Origin of the sequence: Serratia ficaria (assembly GCF_900187015.1) — a bacterium.
GTDB classification, from domain to species: domain Bacteria; phylum Pseudomonadota; class Gammaproteobacteria; order Enterobacterales; family Enterobacteriaceae; genus Serratia; species Serratia ficaria.
Genome location: NZ_LT906479.1, coordinates 1,441,641 through 1,464,823 on the forward strand (window position 1 = coordinate 1,441,641; position 23,183 = coordinate 1,464,823).

At 58.0% G+C, this 23,183-nt stretch carries 21 protein-coding genes, 3 pseudogenes and 1 riboswitch; of the genes and pseudogenes, 18 read left to right on the forward strand and 6 right to left on the reverse strand.

Annotation, left to right across the window (positions count from 1 at the left end; all coding sequences use genetic code 11):
- Positions 1-372: 372 nt before the first annotated feature.
- Positions 373-2,385 carry an excinuclease ABC subunit UvrB gene (gene uvrB / locus CKW09_RS06860; protein ID WP_061800148.1) on the forward strand — a complete coding sequence of 671 codons (2,013 nt, stop codon included), beginning with the start codon at positions 373-375 and terminating at the stop codon, positions 2,383-2,385.
- A 149-nt stretch (positions 2,386-2,534) separates the two neighbouring features.
- Positions 2,535-2,792 (forward strand): VF530 family protein, encoded by a 258-nt coding sequence (locus CKW09_RS06865; RefSeq protein ID WP_061800146.1) that lies wholly within the window; start codon positions 2,535-2,537, stop codon positions 2,790-2,792.
- A 13-nt stretch (positions 2,793-2,805) separates the two neighbouring features.
- Here the strand turns inward: CKW09_RS06865 and yvcK are convergent, their stop codons facing one another.
- A complete protein-coding gene (yvcK, locus tag CKW09_RS06870; protein WP_061800144.1) occupies positions 2,806-3,723 on the reverse strand; it encodes a uridine diphosphate-N-acetylglucosamine-binding protein YvcK in 918 nt (305 codons plus the stop codon).
- Positions 3,724-4,131: 408 nt separating this feature from the next.
- Positions 4,132-4,276, forward strand: a riboswitch (molybdenum cofactor riboswitch).
- Between yvcK and moaA the strand changes: the two genes are divergently transcribed.
- From moaA to CKW09_RS06935, 16 genes and pseudogenes are all read left to right on the forward strand, one after another.
- A complete protein-coding gene (gene moaA / locus CKW09_RS06875; protein WP_061800143.1) occupies positions 4,263-5,249 on the forward strand; it encodes a GTP 3',8-cyclase MoaA in 987 nt (328 codons plus the stop codon). (Overlaps the previous riboswitch by 14 nt.)
- A gap of 82 nt (positions 5,250-5,331) precedes the next feature.
- Entirely contained in the window at positions 5,332-5,847 is a 516-nt protein-coding gene (gene moaB, locus CKW09_RS06880; RefSeq protein WP_061800142.1) for a molybdenum cofactor biosynthesis protein B, read from the forward strand.
- 3 nt (positions 5,848-5,850) lie between these two features.
- Complete coding sequence (gene moaC / locus CKW09_RS06885; protein WP_061800141.1) at positions 5,851-6,330, forward strand: cyclic pyranopterin monophosphate synthase MoaC; 480 nt, start codon at positions 5,851-5,853, stop codon at positions 6,328-6,330.
- Complete coding sequence (gene moaD / locus CKW09_RS06890; RefSeq protein WP_061800139.1) at positions 6,327-6,572, forward strand: molybdopterin synthase sulfur carrier subunit; 246 nt, start codon at positions 6,327-6,329, stop codon at positions 6,570-6,572. Before moaC ends, moaD begins: the two co-directional genes overlap by 4 nt.
- A gap of 2 nt (positions 6,573-6,574) precedes the next feature.
- Positions 6,575-7,057 (forward strand): molybdopterin synthase catalytic subunit MoaE, encoded by a 483-nt coding sequence (moaE, locus tag CKW09_RS06895; RefSeq protein ID WP_061800138.1) that lies wholly within the window; start codon positions 6,575-6,577, stop codon positions 7,055-7,057.
- 239 nt (positions 7,058-7,296) lie between these two features.
- On the forward strand, positions 7,297-8,007 hold the full coding sequence (locus tag CKW09_RS06900; protein ID WP_033637508.1) for a Bax inhibitor-1/YccA family protein: 711 nt from the start codon (positions 7,297-7,299) through the stop codon (positions 8,005-8,007).
- A 236-nt stretch (positions 8,008-8,243) separates the two neighbouring features.
- Positions 8,244-8,366, forward strand: a pseudogene (locus tag CKW09_RS24505) (DcrB-related protein); the annotation flags it as partial.
- 38 nt (positions 8,367-8,404) lie between these two features.
- A pseudogene (locus CKW09_RS06905) lies at positions 8,405-12,603 on the forward strand (RHS repeat-associated core domain-containing protein).
- Entirely contained in the window at positions 12,603-13,040 is a 438-nt protein-coding gene (locus tag CKW09_RS06910; RefSeq protein ID WP_095096310.1) for a type IV secretion protein Rhs, read from the forward strand. Before CKW09_RS06905 ends, CKW09_RS06910 begins: the two are co-directional and overlap by 1 nt.
- Positions 13,033-13,197, forward strand: coding sequence for a hypothetical protein (locus CKW09_RS24690; RefSeq protein ID WP_167387239.1), 165 nt, complete (start codon positions 13,033-13,035; stop codon positions 13,195-13,197). Before CKW09_RS06910 ends, CKW09_RS24690 begins: the two co-directional genes overlap by 8 nt.
- A gap of 92 nt (positions 13,198-13,289) precedes the next feature.
- Positions 13,290-13,667: a hypothetical protein gene (locus CKW09_RS06915; protein WP_095096313.1), complete on the forward strand. Its 378-nt coding sequence runs from the start codon at positions 13,290-13,292 to the stop codon at positions 13,665-13,667.
- Positions 13,668-13,874: 207 nt separating this feature from the next.
- A pseudogene (locus CKW09_RS06920) lies at positions 13,875-14,630 on the forward strand (RHS repeat-associated core domain-containing protein); the annotation flags it as partial.
- Positions 14,631-14,964: 334 nt separating this feature from the next.
- A complete protein-coding gene (locus CKW09_RS06925) occupies positions 14,965-15,366 on the forward strand; it encodes a hypothetical protein (RefSeq protein ID WP_095096314.1) in 402 nt (133 codons plus the stop codon).
- A gap of 276 nt (positions 15,367-15,642) precedes the next feature.
- Positions 15,643-16,344, forward strand: a complete 702-nt coding sequence (locus tag CKW09_RS24510; protein WP_145957244.1) for a hypothetical protein — start codon at positions 15,643-15,645, stop codon at positions 16,342-16,344.
- A gap of 34 nt (positions 16,345-16,378) precedes the next feature.
- Positions 16,379-16,642 carry a polymorphic toxin type 15 domain-containing protein gene (locus tag CKW09_RS24515; RefSeq protein WP_145957245.1) on the forward strand — a complete coding sequence of 88 codons (264 nt, stop codon included), beginning with the start codon at positions 16,379-16,381 and terminating at the stop codon, positions 16,640-16,642.
- Between the two features lie 19 nt (positions 16,643-16,661).
- On the forward strand, positions 16,662-17,105 hold the full coding sequence (locus tag CKW09_RS06935; RefSeq protein ID WP_095096315.1) for a DUF6386 family protein: 444 nt from the start codon (positions 16,662-16,664) through the stop codon (positions 17,103-17,105).
- A 337-nt stretch (positions 17,106-17,442) separates the two neighbouring features.
- Here CKW09_RS06935 and CKW09_RS06940 read toward each other — a convergent pair whose 3' ends face one another.
- The 5 genes from CKW09_RS06940 to cecR are packed head-to-tail and all read right to left on the reverse strand — an operon-like array spanning position 17,443 to position 23,162.
- A complete protein-coding gene (locus CKW09_RS06940; protein ID WP_095096317.1) occupies positions 17,443-18,549 on the reverse strand; it encodes an ABC transporter permease in 1,107 nt (368 codons plus the stop codon).
- Between the two features lie 11 nt (positions 18,550-18,560).
- A complete protein-coding gene (locus CKW09_RS06945) occupies positions 18,561-19,718 on the reverse strand; it encodes an ABC transporter permease (RefSeq protein ID WP_095096319.1) in 1,158 nt (385 codons plus the stop codon).
- Positions 19,715-21,451 (reverse strand): ATP-binding cassette domain-containing protein, encoded by a 1,737-nt coding sequence (locus CKW09_RS06950; protein ID WP_095100042.1) that lies wholly within the window; start codon positions 21,449-21,451, stop codon positions 19,715-19,717. The genes CKW09_RS06945 and CKW09_RS06950 overlap by 4 nt, the downstream gene beginning before the upstream one ends.
- A gap of 8 nt (positions 21,452-21,459) precedes the next feature.
- Positions 21,460-22,446: a secretion protein HlyD gene (hlyD, locus tag CKW09_RS06955; RefSeq protein WP_061797790.1), complete on the reverse strand. Its 987-nt coding sequence runs from the start codon at positions 22,444-22,446 to the stop codon at positions 21,460-21,462.
- 17 nt (positions 22,447-22,463) lie between these two features.
- Positions 22,464-23,162, reverse strand: a complete 699-nt coding sequence (cecR, locus tag CKW09_RS06960) for a transcriptional regulator CecR (protein ID WP_061797789.1) — start codon at positions 23,160-23,162, stop codon at positions 22,464-22,466.
- Positions 23,163-23,183: the final 21 nt, after the last annotated feature.

A 23,183-nucleotide genomic window follows, 5' to 3' on the forward strand; every position in this document is an offset into this window, starting at 1 on the left:
TTTGTCCGCATTCTCGTCTTTTTATTAAAACAAATAAATATCAATAGTTTATTTAAAATCAAGCCGCCAATGCATTGAGGGAGTTTCTATGTATGATTTTTCGCCGCAGTGCTATCAATAAGTTAATTCGTGACGAGTTCTGGGGATAAATCTGTTATTGACAATAAAAATGTCACGGCACTGTAACTCTGGCGGTGCATTCCTCGCGGCTGGCCGCACGTTAAGGCGACGAATCCGCTTGAAGCTGGTTTTATATCCAGTATCATAGGCACTGGCGTAAATCACCGCCTCTTTCCATAATTAGGGGCCGTTCGGGGGACATCAACCGGGTGGCCGCCTGAGCGCGCGCATCTCCACAGGGTAGCCGAGCCAATGAGCAAAATTTTCAAACTGCATTCTGATTTCAAACCGGCCGGCGATCAGCCGGAAGCCATCCGCAAGCTGGAAGAAGGGCTGGAAGACGGCCTGGCGCACCAGACGCTGCTGGGGGTGACAGGTTCGGGCAAGACCTTCACCATCGCCAACGTGATCGCCGATCTGAATCGGCCCACCATGGTGCTGGCGCCTAACAAGACGCTGGCGGCGCAGCTGTATGGCGAGATGAAAGAGTTCTTCCCCGAGAATGCGGTGGAGTATTTTGTTTCCTACTACGACTACTACCAGCCGGAGGCCTACGTTCCCAGCTCCGACACCTTCATTGAAAAAGACGCCTCGGTGAACGAACACATCGAACAGATGCGGCTTTCCGCCACCAAGGCGCTGCTGGAGCGGCGCGATGTGGTGGTGGTGGCCTCGGTCTCGGCGATCTACGGCCTGGGCGATCCGGATCTGTACCTGAAGATGATGCTGCACCTGACCAAGGGCATGATCATCGATCAGCGCTCCATTTTGCGCCGGCTGGCGGAGCTGCAATACAGCCGCAACGATCAGGCGTTCCAGCGCGCCACCTTCCGCGTGCGCGGCGAGGTGATCGACATCTTCCCGGCGGAGTCGGACGAGCTGGCGCTGCGGGTCGAGCTGTTCGACGAAGAAGTGGAGCGGCTGTCGCTGTTCGATCCGCTGACCGGGCAGATCGAGCAGGTGGTGCCGCGCTTTACCATTTACCCCAAGTCGCACTACGTGACCCCGCGCGAGCGGATCATTCAGGCGATGGAAGAGATCAAGGTCGATCTGGCCGACCGCCGCAAAGTGCTGCTGGCCAACAACAAGCTGCTGGAAGAACAGCGTCTGACGCAGCGCACCCAGTTCGATCTGGAGATGATGAACGAGCTGGGTTACTGCTCGGGCATTGAAAACTATTCGCGCTACCTGTCCGGGCGCGGCGAGGGCGAGCCGCCGCCGACCCTGTTCGATTACCTGCCGGCGGACGGCCTGCTGGTGGTCGACGAATCCCACGTCACCATCCCGCAGATCGGCGGCATGTTCAAAGGCGACCGATCGCGCAAGGAAACGCTGGTGGAATATGGCTTTCGCCTGCCCTCGGCGCTCGACAACCGCCCGCTGCGCTTCGAAGAGTTCGAGGCGCTGGCGCCGCAGACCATTTACGTGTCCGCCACGCCGGGCAAATACGAGCTGGAGAAATCCGGCGGCGATCTTGTCGATCAGGTGGTGCGGCCTACCGGGCTGCTGGATCCGGTAGTGGAAGTGCGGCCGGTTACCACCCAGGTGGACGATCTGCTGTCGGAGATCCGCAAGCGGGTGGCTATCAACGAGCGCGTGCTGGTGACCACCCTGACCAAACGCATGGCGGAAGACCTGACCGAATATCTGGAAGAACACGGCGAGCGCGTGCGCTACCTGCACTCCGACATCGATACCGTGGAACGGGTCGAAATCATTCGCGATTTGCGCCTGGGCGAGTTTGACGTGCTGGTGGGCATCAACCTGTTGCGTGAGGGGCTCGACATGCCCGAAGTGTCGCTGGTGGCGATTTTGGACGCGGACAAGGAAGGCTTCCTGCGCTCCGAGCGTTCGCTGATCCAGACCATCGGCCGCGCGGCGCGCAACCTGAACGGCAAGGCGATCCTGTACGGCGATCGCATCACCGATTCGATGGCCAAAGCCATCGGCGAAACCGAGCGCCGCCGGGCCAAGCAGCAGGCGTACAATGAAGAAAACGGCATCGTGCCGCAGGGGCTGAACAAGAAAATCGGCGATATCCTGCAGCTGGGCCAGCCGGGCAATCGCAGCAGGAACAAGGGCAAGGGCAAGGCCGCCGAGAGCGCCGCGCAGTACCAGAACCTGACGCCGAAGGCGCTGGATCAGAAGATCCGCGAGCTGGAGGGGCAAATGTACACCCATGCGCAAAACCTGGAGTTCGAACAGGCCGCGGCGCTGCGCGACGAAATCCATCAGCTGCGCGAGCAGTTTATCGCCATTTCGTAACGCACAACGAGAGCCGATTCAGGGCACATGGCCGATGGATTGCTCGCCGCAGCCCGGCGGTTTGCAAGACGCAGGATATAAATTTCTTGTCGCACCCGGCAAAGCTGATTATGGTGTGCGGCCTGTTTTGACCACGATGAGCATTGACCATGACCGAACACCAGTCCAAAGATCCGCTACACGGCGTTACGCTGGAACAACTGCTGAACAAACTGGTGGAGAGCTACGGCTGGTCCGGGCTGGCCGAACGCATTCGCATCAACTGTTTCAGCAGCGATCCGAGCATCAAGTCCAGCCTGAAGTTTTTGCGCCGCACGCCCTGGGCGCGCAAGCAGGTGGAAGAGTTGTATATCGATATGGTGAGCCGCGCCGCCAGCGACAATCCGTGGCTGCGCGGGCGCGACTGAGCCTGTTTTCATCTCAGGCGCGGGCGGCCAATTCCACCAGCGCCTGATCCAGCGCCTGACGCAGCAGCTGCCGATCGTGGCGATAAGGAACGTCGCTCGCGTCCAGCGGCTGCTGAATCACCACCCGCTCCCGCACTTCACTGGCGTCCACGCCCGGGCCGACGATCACCGCATCGATCATCTGACGGCCGATTTTCTCCTCCATCAGCATCAGCTTGTCCTTCAGCGACAGCGCTGCTGCGGCGACGCTCAGCTCGCGCCCCAGGTTGTCGATATAAATCATATTGGCGCTGCTGCGGCGCAGGGCCTGAGTGAGGTCACCCAGCAGCAGCAGCGGCATCAGGCTGGTCAGAAAGCTGCCCGGCCCGATCAGGATCACGTCGGCCTGGGCGATGGCGTCCAGCGCCTCGCGCGTGGCGTTGACGTGCGGCGACAGCATCAACTCCTGCGGCATAGCGGTCAGCTGATCGACGTTCACCTCGCCGTAGACGTGGTTGCCTTCGTGGTCATGCGCCATCAGATCCACCGGCTGCTCGGACATCGGGATCAGGGCGGCGTCCACTTTCAGCAGGCTGCGCACCAGATTGATCGCCTCCAACGGGCGCACGCTGAGGTGATCCAGCGCCTTCAGCATCAGGTTGCCGAGGTTATGGCCGGACAGCTCGCCGTTGCCGCTGAAGCGGTATTCAAACATCGCCGAGGCGACGCTGGGCTCGGTGATCAGCTGGTTCAGGCAGTTGCGGGTATCGCCCCAGGCAATGCCGCCTTCCGAACGGCGTATGCGGCCGGTGGAGCCGCCGTTATCGGTGGTGGTGACGATGCCGGTTAAGCGGGATCCTAAAGACGACAGGGCTGACATCACGCGGCCAAGACCATGGCCGCCGCCTAATGCCACCACCCGATCGAGATCGGCCAGGGTACGATTGCGCATAAATTTCCTTACAAAGAGGCAGAACTGCCTGCATAAAGTAGCGGATCCGGCGTAAAAACGCGATATACCCGTCATACCTGAAATTGCCTCCGCGTTGGCTGCGCCGCTCCCCGGTTTCGCTCAAAGGGCCGGCGCACGCGCTGTGCCAATCGGTTCCCGGCCGATGTGTCCCGTTTTTGCCGCCGGGAGGCAACGCCGATTATTTAAGGAAAAAGAGTGTCATTTGCGTGACTCTGGTCAATTCACCTGCATAAGCGGCGTTTATTATGGTATTGCAGAATTAGCAGCGGGCAAAAAACGCTGTATACACAATTATATAGCGAAATTACTCGTTGGCTATCGTCGACGTTTAGCGCTAGAATTTTGCTGAAAACCACGGTTTCGTTCCGGCTACTCAAACAGCGGGAATCGAAATCAAAACTCCTAGCCCCTGGGCCTACGTTGTTCTTGCAGAACGATATGGCGCTTGGGCCGTGGCGAAGTCAGCCACCAGGGTGCAGAGCGGAAACGCTCGCATCTCCCGACTTTGGAAAGGTGTTATGGTGCCGCAACTCATTGATGCTTACGAGCGCAAGTTCTATTACCTGCGCTTGTCGATCACCGACGTGTGCAATTTCCGTTGCACATACTGCTTGCCCGACGGTTACAAACCCACCGGCAGCCCGAAAACCTTCCTGTCGCTGGACGAAATCCGGCGCGTCGGCCGCGCGTTCGCCGAACTGGGCACCGAGAAGGTGCGCTTGACCGGCGGCGAGCCTTCGCTGCGGCGCGACTTCACCGAGATTATCGCCGCGGTGCGTGAAAATCCGGCCATCCGTACGCTGGCGGTAACCACCAACGGCTACCGGCTGGCGCGTGACGTCGCCGGCTGGCGCGAGGCCGGCCTGACGGCCATCAACGTCAGCGTCGACAGCCTCGACGCGCGTCAGTTTCACGCCATTACCGGCCAGGACAAGTTCCGCCAGGTGATGGAGGGCATTGACGCCGCCTTCAGCGCCGGCTTCAGCAAGGTCAAGGTCAACGCGGTGCTGATGCGCGACGTCAACCACCAGCAGCTAGACACCTTTCTCCACTGGATTAAGGATCGCCCGATCCAGCTGCGCTTTATCGAACTGATGGAAACCGGCGAAGGCGGCAGCCTGTTCCGCCGGCACCACGTCTCCGGCGAAGTGATCCGCCTGCAGCTCGAACGGCAGGGCTGGCAGCGCCAGCCGCGCGGCCGCAGCGACGGCCCGGCGCAGGTGTTCAGCCATCCGGACTATCAGGGCGAAGTCGGATTAATCATGCCGTATGAAAAAGATTTCTGCGCCAGCTGCAACCGGCTGCGGGTATCCGCCATCGGCAACCTGCACCTGTGCCTGTTCGGCGAGCAGGGTATCACCCTGCGCGATCTGCTGGCGGATGACGGCCAGCTGGATGCGCTGAAGGCGCGCATTCAGGACGGATTGCTGAGCAAGAAACAGACCCATTTCCTGCACCAGGGCAACAGCGGCATTACGCAGAACCTGTCGTTTATCGGCGGTTGATACCCGGCGCATTTCATGCCGCGGCGTTGTTGGCCGCCGCTTGAAACCCGCGGGGGAACCCATAACAGGAGCATATTGAACAATGAGCCATGCGAGCAGTGAATTTATTGCGGCGAACGTCGCCATCCTGACCGTCTCGGACAGCCGCGGCGCGGCGGATGACACTTCGGGCCAATATCTGCAGGAAGCCGCGCAGGAAGCCGGGCATCAGGTGGTGGAACGCGCCATCGTCAAAGACAATATTTATCAGATCCGCGCGCAGGTTTCGGCCTGGATCGCCGACGAACGGCTGCAGGCGGTGTTGATTACCGGCGGCACCGGTTTTACCGCGCGCGACAATACGCCGGAAGCGCTGCTGCCGCTGTTCGACCGCGAGGTGGAAGGGTTCGGCGAACTGTTCCGCATGGTGTCGTACGAAGAGATCGGCACCGCCACCATTCAGTCGCGGGCGCTGGCCGGCCTGGCCAACCAGACGGTGATCTTCGCCATGCCGGGCTCCACCCGCGCCTGCCGCACCGCCTGGGAGCGGATTATTGAAGAGCAGTTGGACGCGCGCCATCGCCCGTGCAACTTCCAGCCACATTTGAAGAAGCCATAAGTTATGACACAGCTGACCCACATTAACGCCGCGGGCGAAGCCCATATGGTTGACGTCTCCGGCAAGAACGAAACGGTACGCGAGGCGCGCGCCGAAGCCTTCGTCGAGATGCTGCCCGCCACGCTGGCGATGATTATCGACGGCAGCCATCACAAGGGCGACGTGTTCGCCACGGCGCGCATCGCCGGCATTCAGGCGGCCAAACGTACCTGGGATCTGATCCCGCTGTGCCATCCGCTGATGTTGAGCAAGGTTGAAGTGCAACTGGAGGCCCAGCCGCAACATAATCGGGTGCGTATCGAAACCTGCTGTCGGCTGACCGGTAAAACCGGCGTCGAGATGGAGGCCCTGACCGCCGCTTCGGTCGCGGCGCTGACCATCTACGATATGTGCAAGGCGGTGCAGAAGGACATGGTTATCGGCCCGGTGCGGCTGCTGGCGAAAAGCGGCGGCAAATCCGGTGACTTTAAGGTGAACGCATGATCAATATTCTTTTCTTTGCGCAGGTGCGCGAACTGGTGGGTACCGGCGACCTGGCGATGCCGGCCGATTACCCGACGGTGGAGGCGTTGCGTCAGGCGTTGTGCGCCCGCGGCGATCGCTGGGCGTTGGCGCTGGAGTCCGGCAAGCTGCTGACGGCGGTCAACCAATCGCTGGTGGCCAACGAACATCCGCTGCGCGCCGGCGATGAGGTGGCGTTCTTCCCACCGGTAACCGGAGGTTAATAATGGAAAATACCCGTATCCGCGTCGGCGAAGCGCCGTTCAGCGTCGGTGACGAATATCAGTGGCTGGCGCAGTGCGACGACGACGGCGCGGTAGTGACCTTCACCGGCAAGGTGCGCAACCATAATCTGGGCGATGACGTCAGTGCGCTGACGCTGGAGCACTACCCGGGCATGACCGAGAAAGCGCTGGCGGAGATCGTGACGCAGGCGCGCGGCCGTTGGCCGCTGCAGCGCGTAACGGTGATCCACCGGATCGGCGCGCTGTTCCCCGGCGATGAGATCGTGTTCGTGGGCGTGACCAGCGCGCACCGCAGCATGGCGTTCGCCGCCAATGAGTTCATCATGGATTATTTGAAAACCCGCGCGCCGTTCTGGAAGCGCGAGGCCACCGGCCAGGGCGATCGCTGGGTCGACGCGCGCGACAGCGATCGTCAGGCGGCGGAACGCTGGCATCAGGCGGCTAAAGATACCCGTCATACTTGAAGCCGCATCCGTGTTGGCTGCCTTTGCTTACCCCAGTCACTTAGCTATCTGAGTTCCCGGGGATTCGCTCGGTTGCCGCCTTGATGCAACTCCAATTATTTAGGGTATAACGCGTAACAGCGGAAACAAATCAATACCTTTGCCGCTTTCGGCCGATGTTTTCTGTGGTACGCTTATAGCAGGCGAACCCCGCGTCGCAGGGGCTCGAAATCTTGTTTACTACGCAAAAGGTAACCGTCATGGACCGATATCCACGCTCTAATGGTTCTATCGTCGAACGTGCCAACAGCGGCATTCAGGCTTATATGGCGCAGGTTTATGGCTGGATGACCTGCGGTTTGCTGCTGACGGCGTTCGTTTCCTGGTACGCGGCCAATACGCCCGCGATCCTCAATTTCATCTTCTCCAGCCAGATCACCTTCTTTGGCCTGATCATCGCGCAGCTGGCGCTGGTGTTCGTGATTTCCGGCATGGTCAACCGCCTCAGCGGCGCGGTGGCCACCTCGCTGTTCATGCTGTATTCGGCGCTGACCGGGCTGACGCTGTCGAGCATCTTCATCGCCTACACCTACAGCTCGATCGCCAGCACCTTCGTGGTGACCGCCGGCATGTTCGGCGCGATGAGCCTGTACGGCTACACCACCAAGCGCGACCTGAGCGGCTTCGGCAGCATGCTGTTTATGGCGCTGATCGGCATCGTGTTGGCTTCGCTGGTGAATATCTGGCTGAAAAGCACCGCGCTGATGTGGGCGATTACCTATATCGGGGTGGTGGTATTCGTTGGCCTGACCGCTTACGACACCCAGAAACTGAAGGCGATGGGCGAGCAGCTGAACGCCGATGATAAAGACAGCTTCCGCAAATACGCCATCGTCGGCGCGCTGACGCTGTATCTCGATTTCATCAACCTGTTCCTGATGCTGCTGCGTATTTTCGGCAACCGCCGCTAAATCCGTCGTCTTTCCAGCCGCAACTTAAAGTCCATAGGATTTACCAGGCTCTGCACGCTACGTGACAGAGCCTTTTTTATGCGATTTTTCGGCGGAACATGGCGTAGGCGGCGACGGTCTGTAGCCCCGCTTAGTTAAGGAACCGGCGCTCTCGGCCCCTCGTGGCAGCTGATGGGTTTTCCTTTGCGCTTCTCTTATGCGATGCTTAAGCCTTCGTTAAGCAAAAGGATCCTGCGATGCCTGATTTCTCCCGTTGTGCCTTTAGCGAAGGTTACGGCGACCGTAGCCTCAACGTGCCGCTGGCCGGCGATGACGTTACCCCCTCGATCAATATTTCCCGCGCTGCGTTGCAACCGGCGGCCTGAATCATGATGACCCTGCGTAAAAGGAACTTACCATGACCGAAGCGGCGCGCGTCGGCGATACCATCGGGCATTCGCACGCCCTGGCCGGGATGATCGCCGGCACCCTCGTCGGCGGCCTGATCGCCGCCGCCGGCGCGGTGGCGGCGGGCGCGCTGTTCGTCGCCGGCCTGGCGGCATCCTGCGTGGGCGTGGGCGTGCTGTTGATCGGCGCCAGCCTGGCGGTGGGCTATCTCACCGGCGAGGCGGCCACCGCGGCGCGTGACGGCATTGCCGACGCCGGGGCCGGCAGCCTGACGCCGAAGGGCAAGATTGTCACCGGTTCGCCCAACGTCTTCATCAACGGCAAACCGGCGGCCATCGCCACCGTCAGCCAGGTGGCGTGCAGCGACGACGGCCCGAGCATGCAGATGGCGCAGGGCTCCGACAAGGTCAGCATCAACGGCCAGCCGGCCGCGCGGGTGGGGGATAAAACCAACTGCGACGCGCAGGTGATGGAAGGCTCGCCCAACGTGTTCATCGGCGGCGGCACGGTGACCACGCTGCCGATTAAACCCGAAGTGCCGGACTGGCTGTACAAGGCTTCCGACCTGACGCTGCTGTTCGCTGGCCTGGTGGGCGGCGTGGGCGGCGCCGTCGGCAAGCTGGGCGCATTGGGCAAGATGCTCGGCAAGCTGCCCGGCATCAACAAGCTGGGGCGCGTCGCCTGCCGTTTTGGCACCTTGATGACCGCCACCGCCGCGGCCGGCATCATCGCCCGGCCGGTGGATATCGTCAGCGGCCAAAAATTCCTCGACGGCGAGGACGAACTCGATTTCGTGCTGCCGTCGCGTCTGCCGGTGGCCTGGCAACGTTACTGGCGCAGCGGCAACCCCGGCGACAGCGTGCTGGGGCGCGGCTGGAGCCTGTTCTGGGAGAGCAGCCTGCAGACCTGGCAGGACGGCCTGGTGTGGCGCGCGCCTTCCGGTGACTATGTTGCCTTCCCGATGGTAGCGCGCGGGCACAAAACCTACTGCGAAGCCGAAAAGTGCTGGCTGATGCACAACGCCGACGGCAGCTGGCAGCTGTTTGACGTCGGCGAACAGATTTATCACTACCCGCCGCTGGCGGGCGACCAGCCCAGCCGCCTCAGCATGGTCACCGACGCCATCGGCAACGCCAGCTCGTTGTTTTACGACGACGACGGCCGGCTGCTCGAACTGGTGGACAGCGGCGGGCAACGCCTGGCGTGCCGCTACCTGAACGGTCGCCTGAGCGAGGTGGCGCTGCAAACCGCCGAAGGCGAGCTGCCGCTGGCGCACTATGGCTACGATGAGCATGGCCAACTGGTGACGGTGAGCAACCGCGCCGGCGAGGTGACGCGGCGTTTCAGCTGGCGCGACGGCCTGATGGCCAGCCACCAGGACGCCGCCGGGCTGCTGAACGAATACCTGTGGCAGGAGATTGAGGGTGTGCCGCGGGTGGTGGCGTATCGCAACAGCGCCGGCGAACGGCTGGACTTCAGCTACGATTTCGCCGGTGGCCGCCGCAGCGCCACCCGCGAAGACGGCAAGCGGGCGGACTGGCAGCTGGATGACGACGACAACGTGGCGCAGTTCACCGACTTCGACCAGCGGCGCTACGGTTTTATCTATCAAAACGGCGAGCTGTGCAGCGTGCTGCTGCCCGGCGGCGCCCAGCGCCAGAGCGAATGGGACGCCTACGGCCGCCTGCTGAGTGAAACCGACCCGCTCGGCCGCAAAACGACCTATCAGTATTCCCGCAACAGCGGCCGGTTGTTCTCCGTCACCTATCCCGACGGCAGCCGCGAATGCCAGCACTGGGATACGCTGGGCCGGCCGACCCGCTATGTGGACGCGCTGGACAACGCCACGCTCTATCACTACCCGGATGACGAAGAGAGCCTGCCGAGCCGGGTGATCGATGCGCTGGGCGGCGAAGTGAAGCTGGAGTGGAACGCGCGCGGGCTGCTGACGCGCTATACCGACTGTTCCGGCAGCGTGACCGCCTACGCCTATGACTCTCAGGGCCAGCTGAGCGCGCAGACCGATGCCGAAGGCCACGTGACCCGCTACCAATGGGACCACGGCGGGCGGCTGCATAGCCTGATCCAGCCGGACGGCAGCGAAGAGCGCTTCAACTGGAATGAGCGCGGCCAGCTGGCCGAGCATCAGGATGCGTTGGGCAGCCTGACCCGCTGGCAATACAACGCGCTGGGCCTGCCGAGCAGCGTGACCGACCGCATCGGCCGCACCCGCCGTTACCACTACAGCCCGCAGGGCTGGCTGACGCGGTTGGAAAACGGCAACGGCGGCGAATATCGATTCAGCTACGACGCCGTGGGCCGCGTGCTGGCCGAACAGCGGCCGGACCAGGTCAGCAATTATTACCGCTACGGCGCGGCGGGATTGCTGGAAGAACATCGCGAGGTCGGCCTGCCGGGCGGCGCCGGCGAACTGACGCAGCGCGTGCAGCGCTTCCGCTTCGACGAAGCCGGGCAGCTGGCGTGGCGCGGCAACGCCAGCGCGGAATGGCATTATCGCTTTGACGCCATGGGGCGGCTGAGCCGGCTGAGCCGCACCCCGACGGCGCTTGGGGTGACGCAGGGCATCGAGGAAGACAGCGTCAGCATGCGCTACGACGCGGCCGGGCGGCTGCTCAGCGAACAGGGCGTAAACGGCGAGCTGCAGTACCAGTGGGATGCGCTGGCCAACCTGCAGGCGCTGACCCTGCCGCAGGGCGATCGCCTGCAGTGGCTGTATTACGGTTCCGGCCACGCCAGCGCCATCAAATTCAACCAGCAGGTGGTGAGCGAGTTCACCCGCGATCGCCTGCACCGGGAAACCGGCCGCAGCCAGGGCGCGCTGCAGCAACAGCGGCGCTATGACGAAATGGGGCGCCGCAGCTGGCAAAGCAGCGCCTTCGGCCACGACAAGCTGACCCGGCCGGAAGACGGCGCGCTGTGGCGGGCATTCCGCTATACCGGGCGCGGCGAGCTGGCCGGCGTTAGCGATGCGCTGCGCGGCGAGGTGCACTACGGCTACGACGCCGAAGGCCGCCTGCTGCAGCATCGCGAACCCGCGCAGGGCAAGCCGGGTAGCCGGTTGGTGTACGACATGGCGGATAACCTGCTGGGGGAAAAAGGCCCCAACAGCGACGTGGAAACGCACCTGCCGCTGGCGCCTGTCGCCGACAACCGCCTGACGCATTGGCAGAAGTTGTTCTACCGTTACGACGCCTGGGGCAACCTGATCAGCCGGCGCAACGGCATTTATGAGCAGCACTATCGCTACGACGCCGATAACCGGCTGATACAGGCGCGCGGCCGCGGGCCGCAGGGCGAGTTCGACGCGCAGTATCACTACGACGCGTGGGGCGCCGCACGCGCAAGACGGTCAGCTACAAGGGCAAAGCGGCGCAGACAACGCGCTTTGTGTGGCAGGGTTACCGGCTGCTGCAGGAGCAGCGGGCAGACGGCAGCCGCCGCAGCTGGAGCTACGATCCGGCCAGCCCGTGGAGCCCGTTGGCGGCGCTGGAGCAGGCGGGCGACAGCCGTTCGGCGGAGATTTACTGGTACCACACGGATCTGAACAGCGCGCCGCTGGAGGTGACCGATGCGGCGGGCAACCTGCGCTGGTCCGGGCAATACGACACCTTCGGCAAGCTGCAGGGGCAAACGGTAGAGGGCGCGGCCAGGCGCAATGGCGCGCAATACGATCAACCGCTGCGCTACGCCGGGCAGTATCAGGACGACGAGAGCGGCCTGCACTATAATCTGTTCCGTTACTACGAGCCGGAGGTGGGGCGCTTTACCACCCAGGATCCGATTGGGCTGCGCGGCGGGTTGAACCTGTATCAGTATGCGCCGAACCCGTTGGGGTGGGTGGATCCGTTTGGGTTGAGTGCCCAGCTGTGTAAGGCAGAGAAAACACCGAAAGATTCCTATGAACAAGCCAGGAATAAAGCACTTAAATGGCTTGAAGATCGCGATTTTAAAGCTGAAAGAGTCAATACAGGTAAATTTGGTGCAACTAGAGGACAACCCGTTGGAATGACAACTCTTGATGGTAAAACAGGATTTAGGATTGAATATGATGAAAGAAGTGGTGCTCATATCAATGTCTTTAGCGGAAAGGACAAGGGCGAACACTTCTTGTTTGATACAAAAGAATCTACAGTGACAAAACTTCAGGAACTATTTAATTTACCGTCAAAACCGTGGAGAGGGATGTAATGACACTTGATGATGATATTAGATTTAAAATAAGTGAGTTATCTGTTAATTTAGATATCATAGATGATTGGGAGACTATTGCCGATGAGTTGTCTGACTCTTTCGAATGGACAGGTTCTAAAATAAATTGGTCACGAACGAAACGGCATAGATTTATTGAGTTGCATGGCGATTATCAATCATGGGTATCTCAGGTTTTTTCTTTTTTAAAAGATGGTGCAATAAAGAAAGAAATTGACATGAGCAACGAAATTTATTACATCAATGATTCATCCTTGGATTTTGCAGTGAAAATGAGTTCGGATGAAATCTCTAGATTTCTCGAGCTGGCTATAAAAAACATACCTCAGCACCACTATTTATTTGAAAGGAATAAAAAATGGTGCATTGTAATTAGCTCTGAGGGATATATTGATTTTGGTGTTTCTAATGTCTGATTTTTATATGGATGGTATGGGTGGTATGGGTGGTATGGGTGGTATGGGTGGTATGGGTGGTATGGGTGGTATGGGTGGTATGGGTGGTATGGGTGGTATGGGTGGTATTTTATATTCTTATGGGCCTAATTTCTTAACTTGGGTAGTTGCATTTTAGTTGAGTTTCCTTGAGAGCGTAGGTGATGCTGCTACTTATTCCAATAAATCAGCTTAGGTGTCTAATAAATTTAAAGTTGGAGGTTGTCAATCATGAAGGGCAGCAAAGAAATTGTTGATGGTATTGTTTTCAAAGATGAAGACGACCCGAGAGAAACTGTGATTTTCAACTTTCACACTTGGGTGGAGATGCTTAAAGGCATTATTATTAAGTATGCACATAAATCTGAAGATGAAGCAGAATCATTGGTTTTATCGTCCTCTTTAGTATGCAAACCTATTCGTAATTATATGGCAGTATGCCTCAGAAGCCATGAGCTTGAGTATCATTGGGCAATGCTGATAGCTTATGGTGAACAGTACTGGTTAAAGGATATCGAGCGTAAACAGCCTGCTGGTTATTTAGAGTGGGAGGCTCAATATAGTAAAGCTAATAAATTAGCTGAAGAAAGTTTTGTTTTCAGTGACTAATTAAGAGTTAGCAGGGAAGAGTGCTGGCGGATTTTTCTATACTTATTGATGCGACTTATTTACAGAGTGGGCTTGACTTTTTAAGAAAGTTTGCGTGGTGGCTAAGTTTCTACAAATTTATTTAATAGTTCTCCATGACTTTCAAAGTCCCCTGTAGTCTTTGTAGACGGTTTTTTAAAAATAAAAATCGTAGATATAAGTCTATAGAACGACATCGACGCGCACCTGCCGCTGGCGCCTGTCGCCGACAACCGCCTGACGCATTGGCAGAAGTTGTTCTACCGTTACGACGCCTGGGGCAACCTGATCAGCCGGCGCAACGGCATTTATGAGCAGCACTATCGCTACGACGCCGATAACCGACTGATACAGGCGCGCGGCCGCGGGCCGCAGGGCGAGTTCGACGCGCAGTATCACTACGACGCGCTGGGGCGCCGCACGCGCAAGACGGTCAGCTACAAGGGCAAAGCGGCGCAGACAACGCGCTTTGTGTGGCAGGGTTACCGGCTGCTGCAGGAGCAGCGGGCAGACGGCAGCCGCCGCAGCTGGAGCTACGATCCGGCCAGCCCGTGGAGCCCGTTGGCGGCGCTGGAGCAGGCGGGCGACAGCCGTTCGGCGGAGATGTATTGGTACCACACGGATCTGAACAGCGCGCCGCTGGAGGTGAGCGATGCGGCGGGCAACCTGCGCTGGTCTGGCAACTACGACACCTTCGGCAAGCTGCAGGGGCAAACGGTAGAGGGCGCGGCCAGGCGCAATGGCGCGCAGTACGATCAACCGCTGCGCTACGCCGGGCAGTACCAGGACGACGAGAGCGGCCTGCACTATAATCTGTTCCGTTACTACGAGCCGGAGGTGGGGCGCTTCACCACCCAGGATCCGATTGGGCTGGCAGGTGGATTTAATTTATATGCTTATGGGCTGAATCCACTTATGTGGGTGGACCCGCTGGGACTAACTAGTTGCAGCATACAGCCTGGTAAAAATTTCAAAGACCATTTTATCCGGCATAAAGGAATCCTAGAAAACTATTTAGGGAAAAAATATCCAAAGTGGAAAGTGGATGAAGGCGCTGAGTTTCTAAAAGATATTGAACATTTACGCGATAGTGGAAAATTAGTTCATATAGGTCAAGGAACTATTAAGAAAGGCCAGCCGGTTATGGAGGTATACCGAGGTGAGGGAATGACTTATATTTCTAAAAAACTGTCAGATGGCAAGGAAGAATTTGTGACTCTTATCGAGTCAGGAAAAGGTATGGATCTTGGGATTGTTTTTTCTCCATAGATGAGGGTGTATGAAAAACTTTATTAAATATGCAAGTAATAGAATTGTAAGTGATGTGATTGTCACTGGGTATTTAGATTCAGAAACACCACTCGTGTTTCACCCCATGTATGATCGAATTTATTTTGTTATAGAAGACTCCACTTTTGAAATTTATATTAACGATGATGGGCTTGTTCAGTCAAAAAAAATTGTTGATATAGCGGAGTGGTTCGAAGTTGATGATGACGATTGTTTTTCGTTAATGTCAATATATTCACAAGCATTTAAAACAGAACAGGAAGTAAAAATAAAAATGGTGAATTATGATTTTAATTCGTTTTCAATGGTTATTATTGAATATAAAGATGGTGATAATGAAAGGCTTTTGTCATTAGATCCAAATAATTTTTTCGGATTTACATTTTTATAGGAATGTTGAAAATGATGATCCCCAGATCACAATTGGAGTAGATTGCTAATCCTCTCTGTCATACTCAAGAGCTTACTGTTAAGGATAATATTACCCTGAAGGATTACACAATTATGTCGAAGCCGGGCGGGTGAAAGCACACCACCAATGGCATATATTTACTGATAATGATACGTTCGAAAAGCCGCACTATCATGGTACTAAAGGGGAGCATTTCTCTTATGAAAAAGGCCATCCAAGAAATACGGATAAATATAAAGGGGGGCGGTGTTTCTAATGAAAAGTGAACTAGCCACGAGCGGTAAGACGAGCCTGGAAAGAATTGGTGTCGATGAAAATAATGCCGGTTTATCTTTAACCTATGTATTTTCATTATCAGAGTATGATTTATACATCGAAAGTTTACATAGTATAATAAACTCCTTCAAAGGAAAAAGGATTTTATTTTTCGAGGATGATTATTACACAACTAGTGTAAGTGACAAGTTAAAAACAATAAAACGTGCAGTAGGTAAGATAGGGTTAATGGATCTTAAAAAACATATAATAAAAAAAGAGGATGTAAAGATCAATGATAATAATTACTTTATTGATATGGCTTTGATTAATGGTGATTTAAGTGAAGATGTTGTAAAAACTATATATAGCAATATATATAACGGAGTGGGTGTTTATTTTTTATTGGATAATAAACCTGAGTGCGTATTTTCAGCCTCACTACTTGATGTTATAAAAGGTTATAATAACAGTGCGGATAGTATATTTAAAGTTTATTTTGGTGAGACATTGTCTGCTGAGAGGTTTTTTATTATATATAAGGGTGGGTATATAGATGATGACTATTCATATATAAATCATCATGTGGTGAAAAAGAATAACGCACCTTTGCTTGAATATATTGCAAAAAATAGTACTCATCTTTATCCAATTGATTTCTCTAAACAGTTACAATTAATTGAGTCAAGACGTAAAGGATGAAGATGCTTGAAATGTGATAATAGAGGGAGAGCAAATGCAAGTTGCAGGGGTAAACGGTAGAGGGCGCGGCCAGGCACAATGGCGCGCAATACGCTGCGTTACGCCGGGCAGTACCAGGACGACGAAAGCGGCCTGCACAAAACTGAATGCAGATCATCCAGTTGATTTGATTGTTGGTGGTTCACCAACACAAAGATTACAAATGCTCAATGAATCAATAAATAAAAGTGTTGGTAGCTCTTTAAAAATGCGGGTAGAAAATCAGGCCTCCAACCGGGAGACCGAATTAGTGAAATAATATTTCAATAGGAGGGTGTATGAATAAGACTTTCTCTTTCACAACAGATACTGCGACCTTGTCAGTTTTTGATTTGGTTTCTTTAAAGCATAGAGTTGGCGACGATGCTGATTGGTGGAGCATTCCAGAGGATGAACTGGATGAAGTAAATAAAGGCAACGTGTTGTTTTTGAATCTTGGGGAGGACGGTCAGTATACGGTTCGAGTTATTGATGACATAAGTGAGGGCTATAAGTCGTTATTTTTGAATGTGCCTTCAGGAAAGGTTTTTGTTGGCGCAGGGGAAGATACTAGCGGTGGTGACCTTGAGCCTGACGGTTCTGATTATATGTCAGGTGTATTTTTGATATTGGATATAGGCAGTTACGAAGTAAGATTTAAAAGAGACTCTTTCGATATAGCCATTTCATTTATTAAAAGTAGTAAAAATAAAAATGAAGAGATTGAATTAATTAGAATCTGATTTCACCGTTATCCCGCATCCAGTCCACGTCGAGATGCGGGTGAGCGTCTATTTGGTCCATTTTCTACAGTGAGAGAGGGCAACGAACCGAAGAAAAGTTTTATGATAATGAAAATGAAGCATGCCAAGCTTTCCTCAAGCGATTAACACATATGCTTGGATGCTAATTAAAATTTTCATAATCCGATAAAAACGTCTTTGCTGCCTTGTTGATCGACCGATGGCACCCTGTGCGGGTTCTATCCCCGCAGGTATACAGACCATGAAAATCAGCCTGTTGCTGAGATTGCCCCCTCATGATGTCGGTAGCGATGCCTGTCGGATACCCCAGGGCCCACTATGCGATTTTCCGGCGGAACATGGCGTAGGCGGCGCTGCCGGTGGTGGCGGTAATCACCAGCAGCGGCCACAGGCTGTGCCAGATAATGCCGAAGCTGGCGTCCTTCAGGTAAATCTGTTTGGTAATGTCGGTGAAGTGGCGGATCGGGTTGACCCAGGTCAGGTTCTGCAGCCACACCGGCATGTTCTCCACCGGCGAAACGTAGCCGGAGAGCAGAATGGCCGGCATCATAAACACGAACACGCCGATAAACGCCTGCTGTTGGGTGGCGCACAGCGACGAGATCAGCAGGCCGAAGCCCACCAGCGACAGCCCGTAGATCAGCATGGTGGCGTAGAACAGCAGCAGCGAGCCGGCGAACGGGATCTGATACAAAAAGATGCCGATCAGCAGCACGATAGAGGCCTGGAAGGTGGCGACGATCAGCGCCGGCACCGCCTTGCCGATGAATATCTGCCAGGTGGTCAGCGGCGAGACCAGCAGCTGTTCCAGCGTGCCCTGTTCACGCTCGCGCGCCACCGACAGCGAAGTCACGATCAATACGCCGATGGTGGTGATCATGGCGATCAGCGAAGGCACCACGAACCACTTGTAGTCCAGATTCGGGTTATACCAGTTGCGCACCGCCAGCTCGCTGTTGTTCGGTTTGGCGCGGCCGTCGATCAGCTCGTTCTGGTAGTCCTGCACAATCTGCTGCACGTAGTTGGCGGCGATCTGCGCGCTGTTGGAATTGCGCCCGTCGAGCAGCAGCTGCAGCGGCGCGGCGTTGCCGCTGGCGATATCGCGCGAGAACTGCGCCGGGAAGCGGATCAGCAGCAGGGCCTTCTGGTTGTCGATGGCGGTCTTGATTTCCTGCGGGCTGCGCAACAGCAGCACGTGAGAAAACGCCTTGGCCTTGGCGAAGCGCTGGGTCAGCTCCACCGAAGCGTGCCCGCCGTCTTCGCTGTAAACCGCGATGGTGGCGTTGGTCACTTCCAGCGTGGCGGCGAACGGAAACAGCAACACCTGCAGGATCACCGGCATAATCAGAATGGTGCGGGTTTGCGGATCGCGCAGCAGCGTCTGCATTTCCTTGATGATTAACGTCCACAAGCGGTGAAACATGCTTTCCTCCCTTAATCCAGCCGCCGCTGGGTCTTCCAGGCCGTCAGGCCGATAAACACCACCGCCGAGGCGATCAGGAACAGCAGGTTAATCAGCAGCACCGTGCCGACGTTGCCCGCCAGGAACAGCGTCTGCAGCGTGCTGACGAAGTAGCGCGCCGGAATGATGTAGGTCACGGCGCGCACGATGGCCGGCATGCTGTCGATCTGGAAAATAAAGCCGGACAGCATGATCGACGGCAGAAAGGCGGCGTTCAGCGCCACCATCGCCGCGTTGAACTGGTTGCGGGTGACGGTGGAGATCAGCAGCCCCATGCCGAGGGTGCTGGCGAGGAACAGGCTGCTGATGACGAACAGGATCAATAATGAACCGCGATAGGGCACGCCGAGCACCCAGACCGACACCGCCATGCACAGCGCCATGGCGATCATGCCGAGGAAGTAGTAAGGCACCAGCTTGGACAACAGCAGCTCGCTGCGCGTCACCTGGGTGGAGAGCAGCGCCTCCATGGTGCCGCGCTCCCATTCGCGGGCGATCACCAGCGAGGTGAGGATGGCGCCGATCACCGTCATGATGATGGTGATGGCGCCGGGGATGATGTAGTGGCGGCTGATGGCCGCCGGGTTGAACCAGTAGCGCATCTGCACGTCGATCAACGGCGGGTCTTCGCGCCCGGCGTCGGCGGCGCGCTGCCGCTGCCAGACTTGCCACACCCCCTGGGTATAGCCCTGCACGAAGTTGGCGGTATTCGGCTCGCTGCCGTCGGTGATGATTTGAATCGGCGCGCTGGCGTGCGGCCGCGCCATCTGCTGGTCGAAATCGTTGGGGATCACCACCAGCCCGCGGATGGTGCCGGCCTGCATCTGCTGGATCAGCTGCCGGCGGTTGTCGCTGATGGTCGGTTCGATATAGGGCGAACCGGCGAAGGCGTTGGCCAGATCGCGCGCGTCCTCGCTCTGCTGCTCCATCAGGATGCCCAGCCGCAGCTTGCTGGAGTCCAGGTTGATGCCGTAGCCGAAGATAAACAGCAGCATCAGCGGGATGACGAAGGCGATCAACCCGCTGCTGGGGTCGCGCAGGATTTGCCGGGTCTCTTTCAGGCACAGCGCACGCAGCCGGCGCCAGGAAAAGCCGCCGTCGTCGAGCGGGGTCTTCCGGTTGTCACTCACCCTCGTTCCTCCTCGTCGTAGCCCTGCACCAGTTCGATAAACGCCTGCTCCATGGTGGGGTTGGGGTTATCGTCGCGGGCCACCTGCTGTTTGAGGTCGTCCGGCGTACCGGCGGCGATGATCTTGCCGCGGTACACCAGCCCGATGCGATCGCAATATTCCGCCTCGTCCATAAAGTGGGTAGTGACCATCACCGTGACGCCCTTGTCGACCATGCCGTTGATGTGCAACCAGAACTCGCGGCGGGTCAGCGGATCGACGCCGGAGGTCGGCTCGTCGAGAAACAGAATATCCGGCTCATGCATCAGCGCGCAGGCCAGCGCCAGCCGCTGCTTGAAGCCGAGCGGCAGCGAGTCCGGCGTTTGATTGAGGATCGGTCCGAAGTTAAAGGCGCGCGACATCTCGTCGATTTTGCCGCGCTGCGCCTTGCCGTTCAGGCCGTAGACGCCGGAGAAAAACGTCAGGTTCTGCGCCACCGTCAGGTTGCCGTACAGCGAGAACTTTTGCGCCATATAGCCCAGATGCTGGCGCGCCTTGCCGGAGCTGGTCTTCAAATCCATGCCCAGCACCAGCGCCTTGCCGTCCGAGGGCACCAGCAGCCCGCACATCATCTTGAAGGTGGTGGACTTGCCGGCGCCGTTCGGCCCCAGCAGGCCGAAGATCTCGCCGCGCCGCACCTTGAAATCCACGTGGTCGGTGGCGGCGAAGTCGCCGAATTTCTTGGTCAGCCCCTGGGCTTCGATCACCGTTTCGCCGTGTTGGCCCTCGACGGTCGGCATGATCTCCGCCAGCGCCGATTTGCTGTGGGGGCCGCCGCCGAGCAGATCGATAAACGCATCCTCAAAGCGCGGATCCGCCTCGTTCAGCTCGGCGTTCGGCAGATCCAGGGCCTGCAACAACTGCCGATGATCCTCTCCCTGCTTCAGGATCAAACGCAGGTATTTGCCCTGGATCACCCCGTCGGTCACCGCCGGCAGGCAGATCGCCCGCTGCAGCAAGGAGCGGTGGCTGCCGGCCGGGGCGTCGATCAATACCGTGCGCCCGGCCATGCGCCGGGTCAGATCCTGCGGCGCGCCGCTGAACAGCAGCTCGCCTTCGTTGAGCAGCAGCACTTCGCGGCACTGCTCGGCCTCGTCAAGATACGAGGTGCTCCACAGGATCAGCATGCCGTCGTTGGCCAGCTCGTGCACCATGCGCCACAGCTCGCGGCGCGAGATCGGATCCACGCCGACCCCCGGCTCATCCAGCAGCAGCACCTGCGGCTCGCCCACCAGGGTGCAGGCCAGGCCGAGCTTTTGCTTCATGCCGCCGGACAGCTTGCCCGCCAGCCGCCCGGTGAAGCGGCTGAGATCGGTAAAGGCCAGCAGCCGATCGAAGGTTTGCCTGCGCAAATCGCCGACCACGCCGCGCAGATCGGCGTACAGCGTCAGGTTTTCCATCACCGTCAGATCTTCATACAGGCCGAACTTTTGCGGCATATAGCCGAGAATGGCGTGCAGCCGGCGATCCTGAGCGATCGGATCCAGCCCGGCGACGCGCAGCGTACCGCTGCTGGGCTTCAGCAGCCCGGCCAGCATGCGCAGCAGGGTGGTTTTGCCGGCGCCGTCCGGGCCGACCAGGCCGGTGACCGCGCCGCTGCGCAAGGTGGTGGTCAGGCTGGCGACCGCCGGTTTTTCCAACGACGGGAAGCGTTTCTCCAGCGCCTCCAGTTCGATAGTGTGCGCCTGTTCCATGAGCATCCTCAGGGGGTGGCGAAGTGAATGGTCACCGGCATGCCCTGGCGCAGCGCGTCGTCGGCGTCGGTGACGATCACCCGCAGGCGGTACACCAGATCGGTGCGCAGGTCCGGCGTTTCGACGCTTTTCGGCGTGAATTCGGCGGTGGGCGACACGAAGCCAATCTTGCCGTGGTACGGCCTGTTCGGCCGGCCGTCGGTATAGATCTCCAGCTCGGTGCCGGGCACCGCTTTGCCCAGGCTGGTTTCGTTGACATAGGCGCGCACCCATACCGGCTGGGTCAGCGAGAGGGTAAACACCGTGCCGCCGGCGCTGAGCATGGTGCCGGGTTCCACGGCGCGGGTCAGCAGGGTGCCGGCGGAGGGGGAGGTCAGGGCGGTGTCCTGCAAATCCAGCCGCGCCTGCGCCAGCGCCGCTTCGCTCTGCGCCAGGCTGGCCCTGGCCTGTTCGATTTCCTGCGGCCGGTTGCCGCTGAGGTACTGCGCCAGCTTGTCCCTGGCCGCCTGCAGGTTGGCCTGCGCCTGATTGCGCGCGGTGCGGGCGTCTTCCAGCGCATCGGCCGAGGTGGCGTTTTTCGCCCACAGGCCCTGCTGGCGTTTCAGGAAGCTATCGGCATAGCTGAAGGCCGACAGGCGCTGGGCCATCTCCGAACGCACCTGGGCGATTTCTTCGGCGCGGTAGCCGGCCTGCAGCAGCGCCAGCTTGGCGCGGGCGCTGCCGACGTTGGCCTCCGCCTGCTGCAAGGCATTGCGGTAGGGGGCGTCATCCAGCTTGCCGAGCAGCTGGCCCGGCTGGATGGCGTCGCCTTCGTCCACCGTCAGCGAAGCCAGCCGCCCGCCAACGCGGAAGCCGAGGTTCACCGTGCGGATATCGACGTTGCCGTACAGCGTCAGCGGCCGCTCCTGCCGCTGTTGGTAATACCAAAAGCCGTAAACGGCGGCGGCGATCAGCACTATTGCCGCGACGATCAAGGCACTGCGTTTCTTGTTCATAACACTCCCTGCCTGCATTATGCGCCGTGACGCCGGCGCAGCCCGTTAACCAGAATCTCAATGTGTTCGCTCAGCACTTCGCCGATCTGCGCGGCCTCATGCTCGCCTATCTGCTGCCAGCCGGCCTGGCGGCGGATGGTTTCCCGCGCCACGCGGAACGACAGCACCTCGCCGATCAGCGCATGGGTGTGCAGCACGATTTTGGTCGAGCCGGGGGCGATGCCGGTATAGGCCGCCAGCAGGCGGCACAGCTTTTCGTGCAGCGGCGCCACCACCTGCCGGTGGATCAGCGGGTAGGCTTCGGTGGGGGAAAGCTGTTCGCGCGACATGATTTTGCTGAGGTTCAGCGTGTGCGGCTGGGTCATCAATTCGCTGAACGCCAGCAGCCCGCGTTGCAGAAAATGCAGATATTGCTCCGGTGCGCGCCGTTCGGCGGGCTGCTGCCAGAAGTGGTCGATTTCCTCGGCTAACGGGCGGAATGCCTGCTGGATAAAGTCGGCGATCCACTGGGCGACGGCCAGGTACAGCCCCTCTTTGGAGTTGAAGTAGTAGGTGATGGCGGCGATATTCTGCCCGGCGCGCTGGGCGATATCGCGGGTGGTGGCGCCCTGCAGCCCGTACTCGCCGAACATCTCGACGGCGGCGGCGATCAGCTGCCGGCGAGCCAGCTCGCCGCGCGCCCGGCCGGCGGTTTGATTGTTCACGGATGAAGGCATAAGGCGCGCTCGCAAAAGTTA

Excerpts from the sequence above, each read along its gene's own strand:
- CKW09_RS24510 (WP_145957244.1), top strand. The coding sequence starts at position 15,643 with ATGAAAAGTGAACTAGCCACGAGCGGTAAGACGAGCCTGGAAAGAATT.
- CKW09_RS06865 (WP_061800146.1), top strand. The coding sequence starts at position 2,535 with ATGACCGAACACCAGTCCAAAGATCCGCTACACGGCGTTACGCTGGAA.
- CKW09_RS06910 (WP_095096310.1), top strand. The coding sequence starts at position 12,603 with ATGACACTTGATGATGATATTAGATTTAAAATAAGTGAGTTATCTGTT.
- moaB (WP_061800142.1), top strand. The coding sequence starts at position 5,332 with ATGAGCCATGCGAGCAGTGAATTTATTGCGGCGAACGTCGCCATCCTG.
- moaC (WP_061800141.1), top strand. The coding sequence starts at position 5,851 with ATGACACAGCTGACCCACATTAACGCCGCGGGCGAAGCCCATATGGTT.
- cecR (WP_061797789.1), bottom strand. The coding sequence starts at position 23,162 with ATGCCTTCATCCGTGAACAATCAAACCGCCGGCCGGGCGCGCGGCGAG.
- CKW09_RS06935 (WP_095096315.1), top strand. The coding sequence starts at position 16,662 with ATGAATAAGACTTTCTCTTTCACAACAGATACTGCGACCTTGTCAGTT.
- moaE (WP_061800138.1), top strand. The coding sequence starts at position 6,575 with ATGGAAAATACCCGTATCCGCGTCGGCGAAGCGCCGTTCAGCGTCGGT.
- CKW09_RS06915 (WP_095096313.1), top strand. The coding sequence starts at position 13,290 with ATGAAGGGCAGCAAAGAAATTGTTGATGGTATTGTTTTCAAAGATGAA.
- uvrB (WP_061800148.1), top strand. The coding sequence starts at position 373 with ATGAGCAAAATTTTCAAACTGCATTCTGATTTCAAACCGGCCGGCGAT.
- CKW09_RS06950 (WP_095100042.1), bottom strand. The coding sequence starts at position 21,451 with ATGGAACAGGCGCACACTATCGAACTGGAGGCGCTGGAGAAACGCTTC.
- CKW09_RS06940 (WP_095096317.1), bottom strand. The coding sequence starts at position 18,549 with ATGTTTCACCGCTTGTGGACGTTAATCATCAAGGAAATGCAGACGCTG.
- yvcK (WP_061800144.1), bottom strand. The coding sequence starts at position 3,723 with ATGCGCAATCGTACCCTGGCCGATCTCGATCGGGTGGTGGCATTAGGC.
- CKW09_RS24690 (WP_167387239.1), top strand. The coding sequence starts at position 13,033 with ATGTCTGATTTTTATATGGATGGTATGGGTGGTATGGGTGGTATGGGT.
- CKW09_RS06900 (WP_033637508.1), top strand. The coding sequence starts at position 7,297 with ATGGACCGATATCCACGCTCTAATGGTTCTATCGTCGAACGTGCCAAC.
- moaA (WP_061800143.1), top strand. The coding sequence starts at position 4,263 with ATGGTGCCGCAACTCATTGATGCTTACGAGCGCAAGTTCTATTACCTG.
- hlyD (WP_061797790.1), bottom strand. The coding sequence starts at position 22,446 with ATGAACAAGAAACGCAGTGCCTTGATCGTCGCGGCAATAGTGCTGATC.
- moaD (WP_061800139.1), top strand. The coding sequence starts at position 6,327 with ATGATCAATATTCTTTTCTTTGCGCAGGTGCGCGAACTGGTGGGTACC.
- CKW09_RS24515 (WP_145957245.1), top strand. The coding sequence starts at position 16,379 with ATGCAAGTTGCAGGGGTAAACGGTAGAGGGCGCGGCCAGGCACAATGG.
- CKW09_RS06925 (WP_095096314.1), top strand. The coding sequence starts at position 14,965 with ATGAAAAACTTTATTAAATATGCAAGTAATAGAATTGTAAGTGATGTG.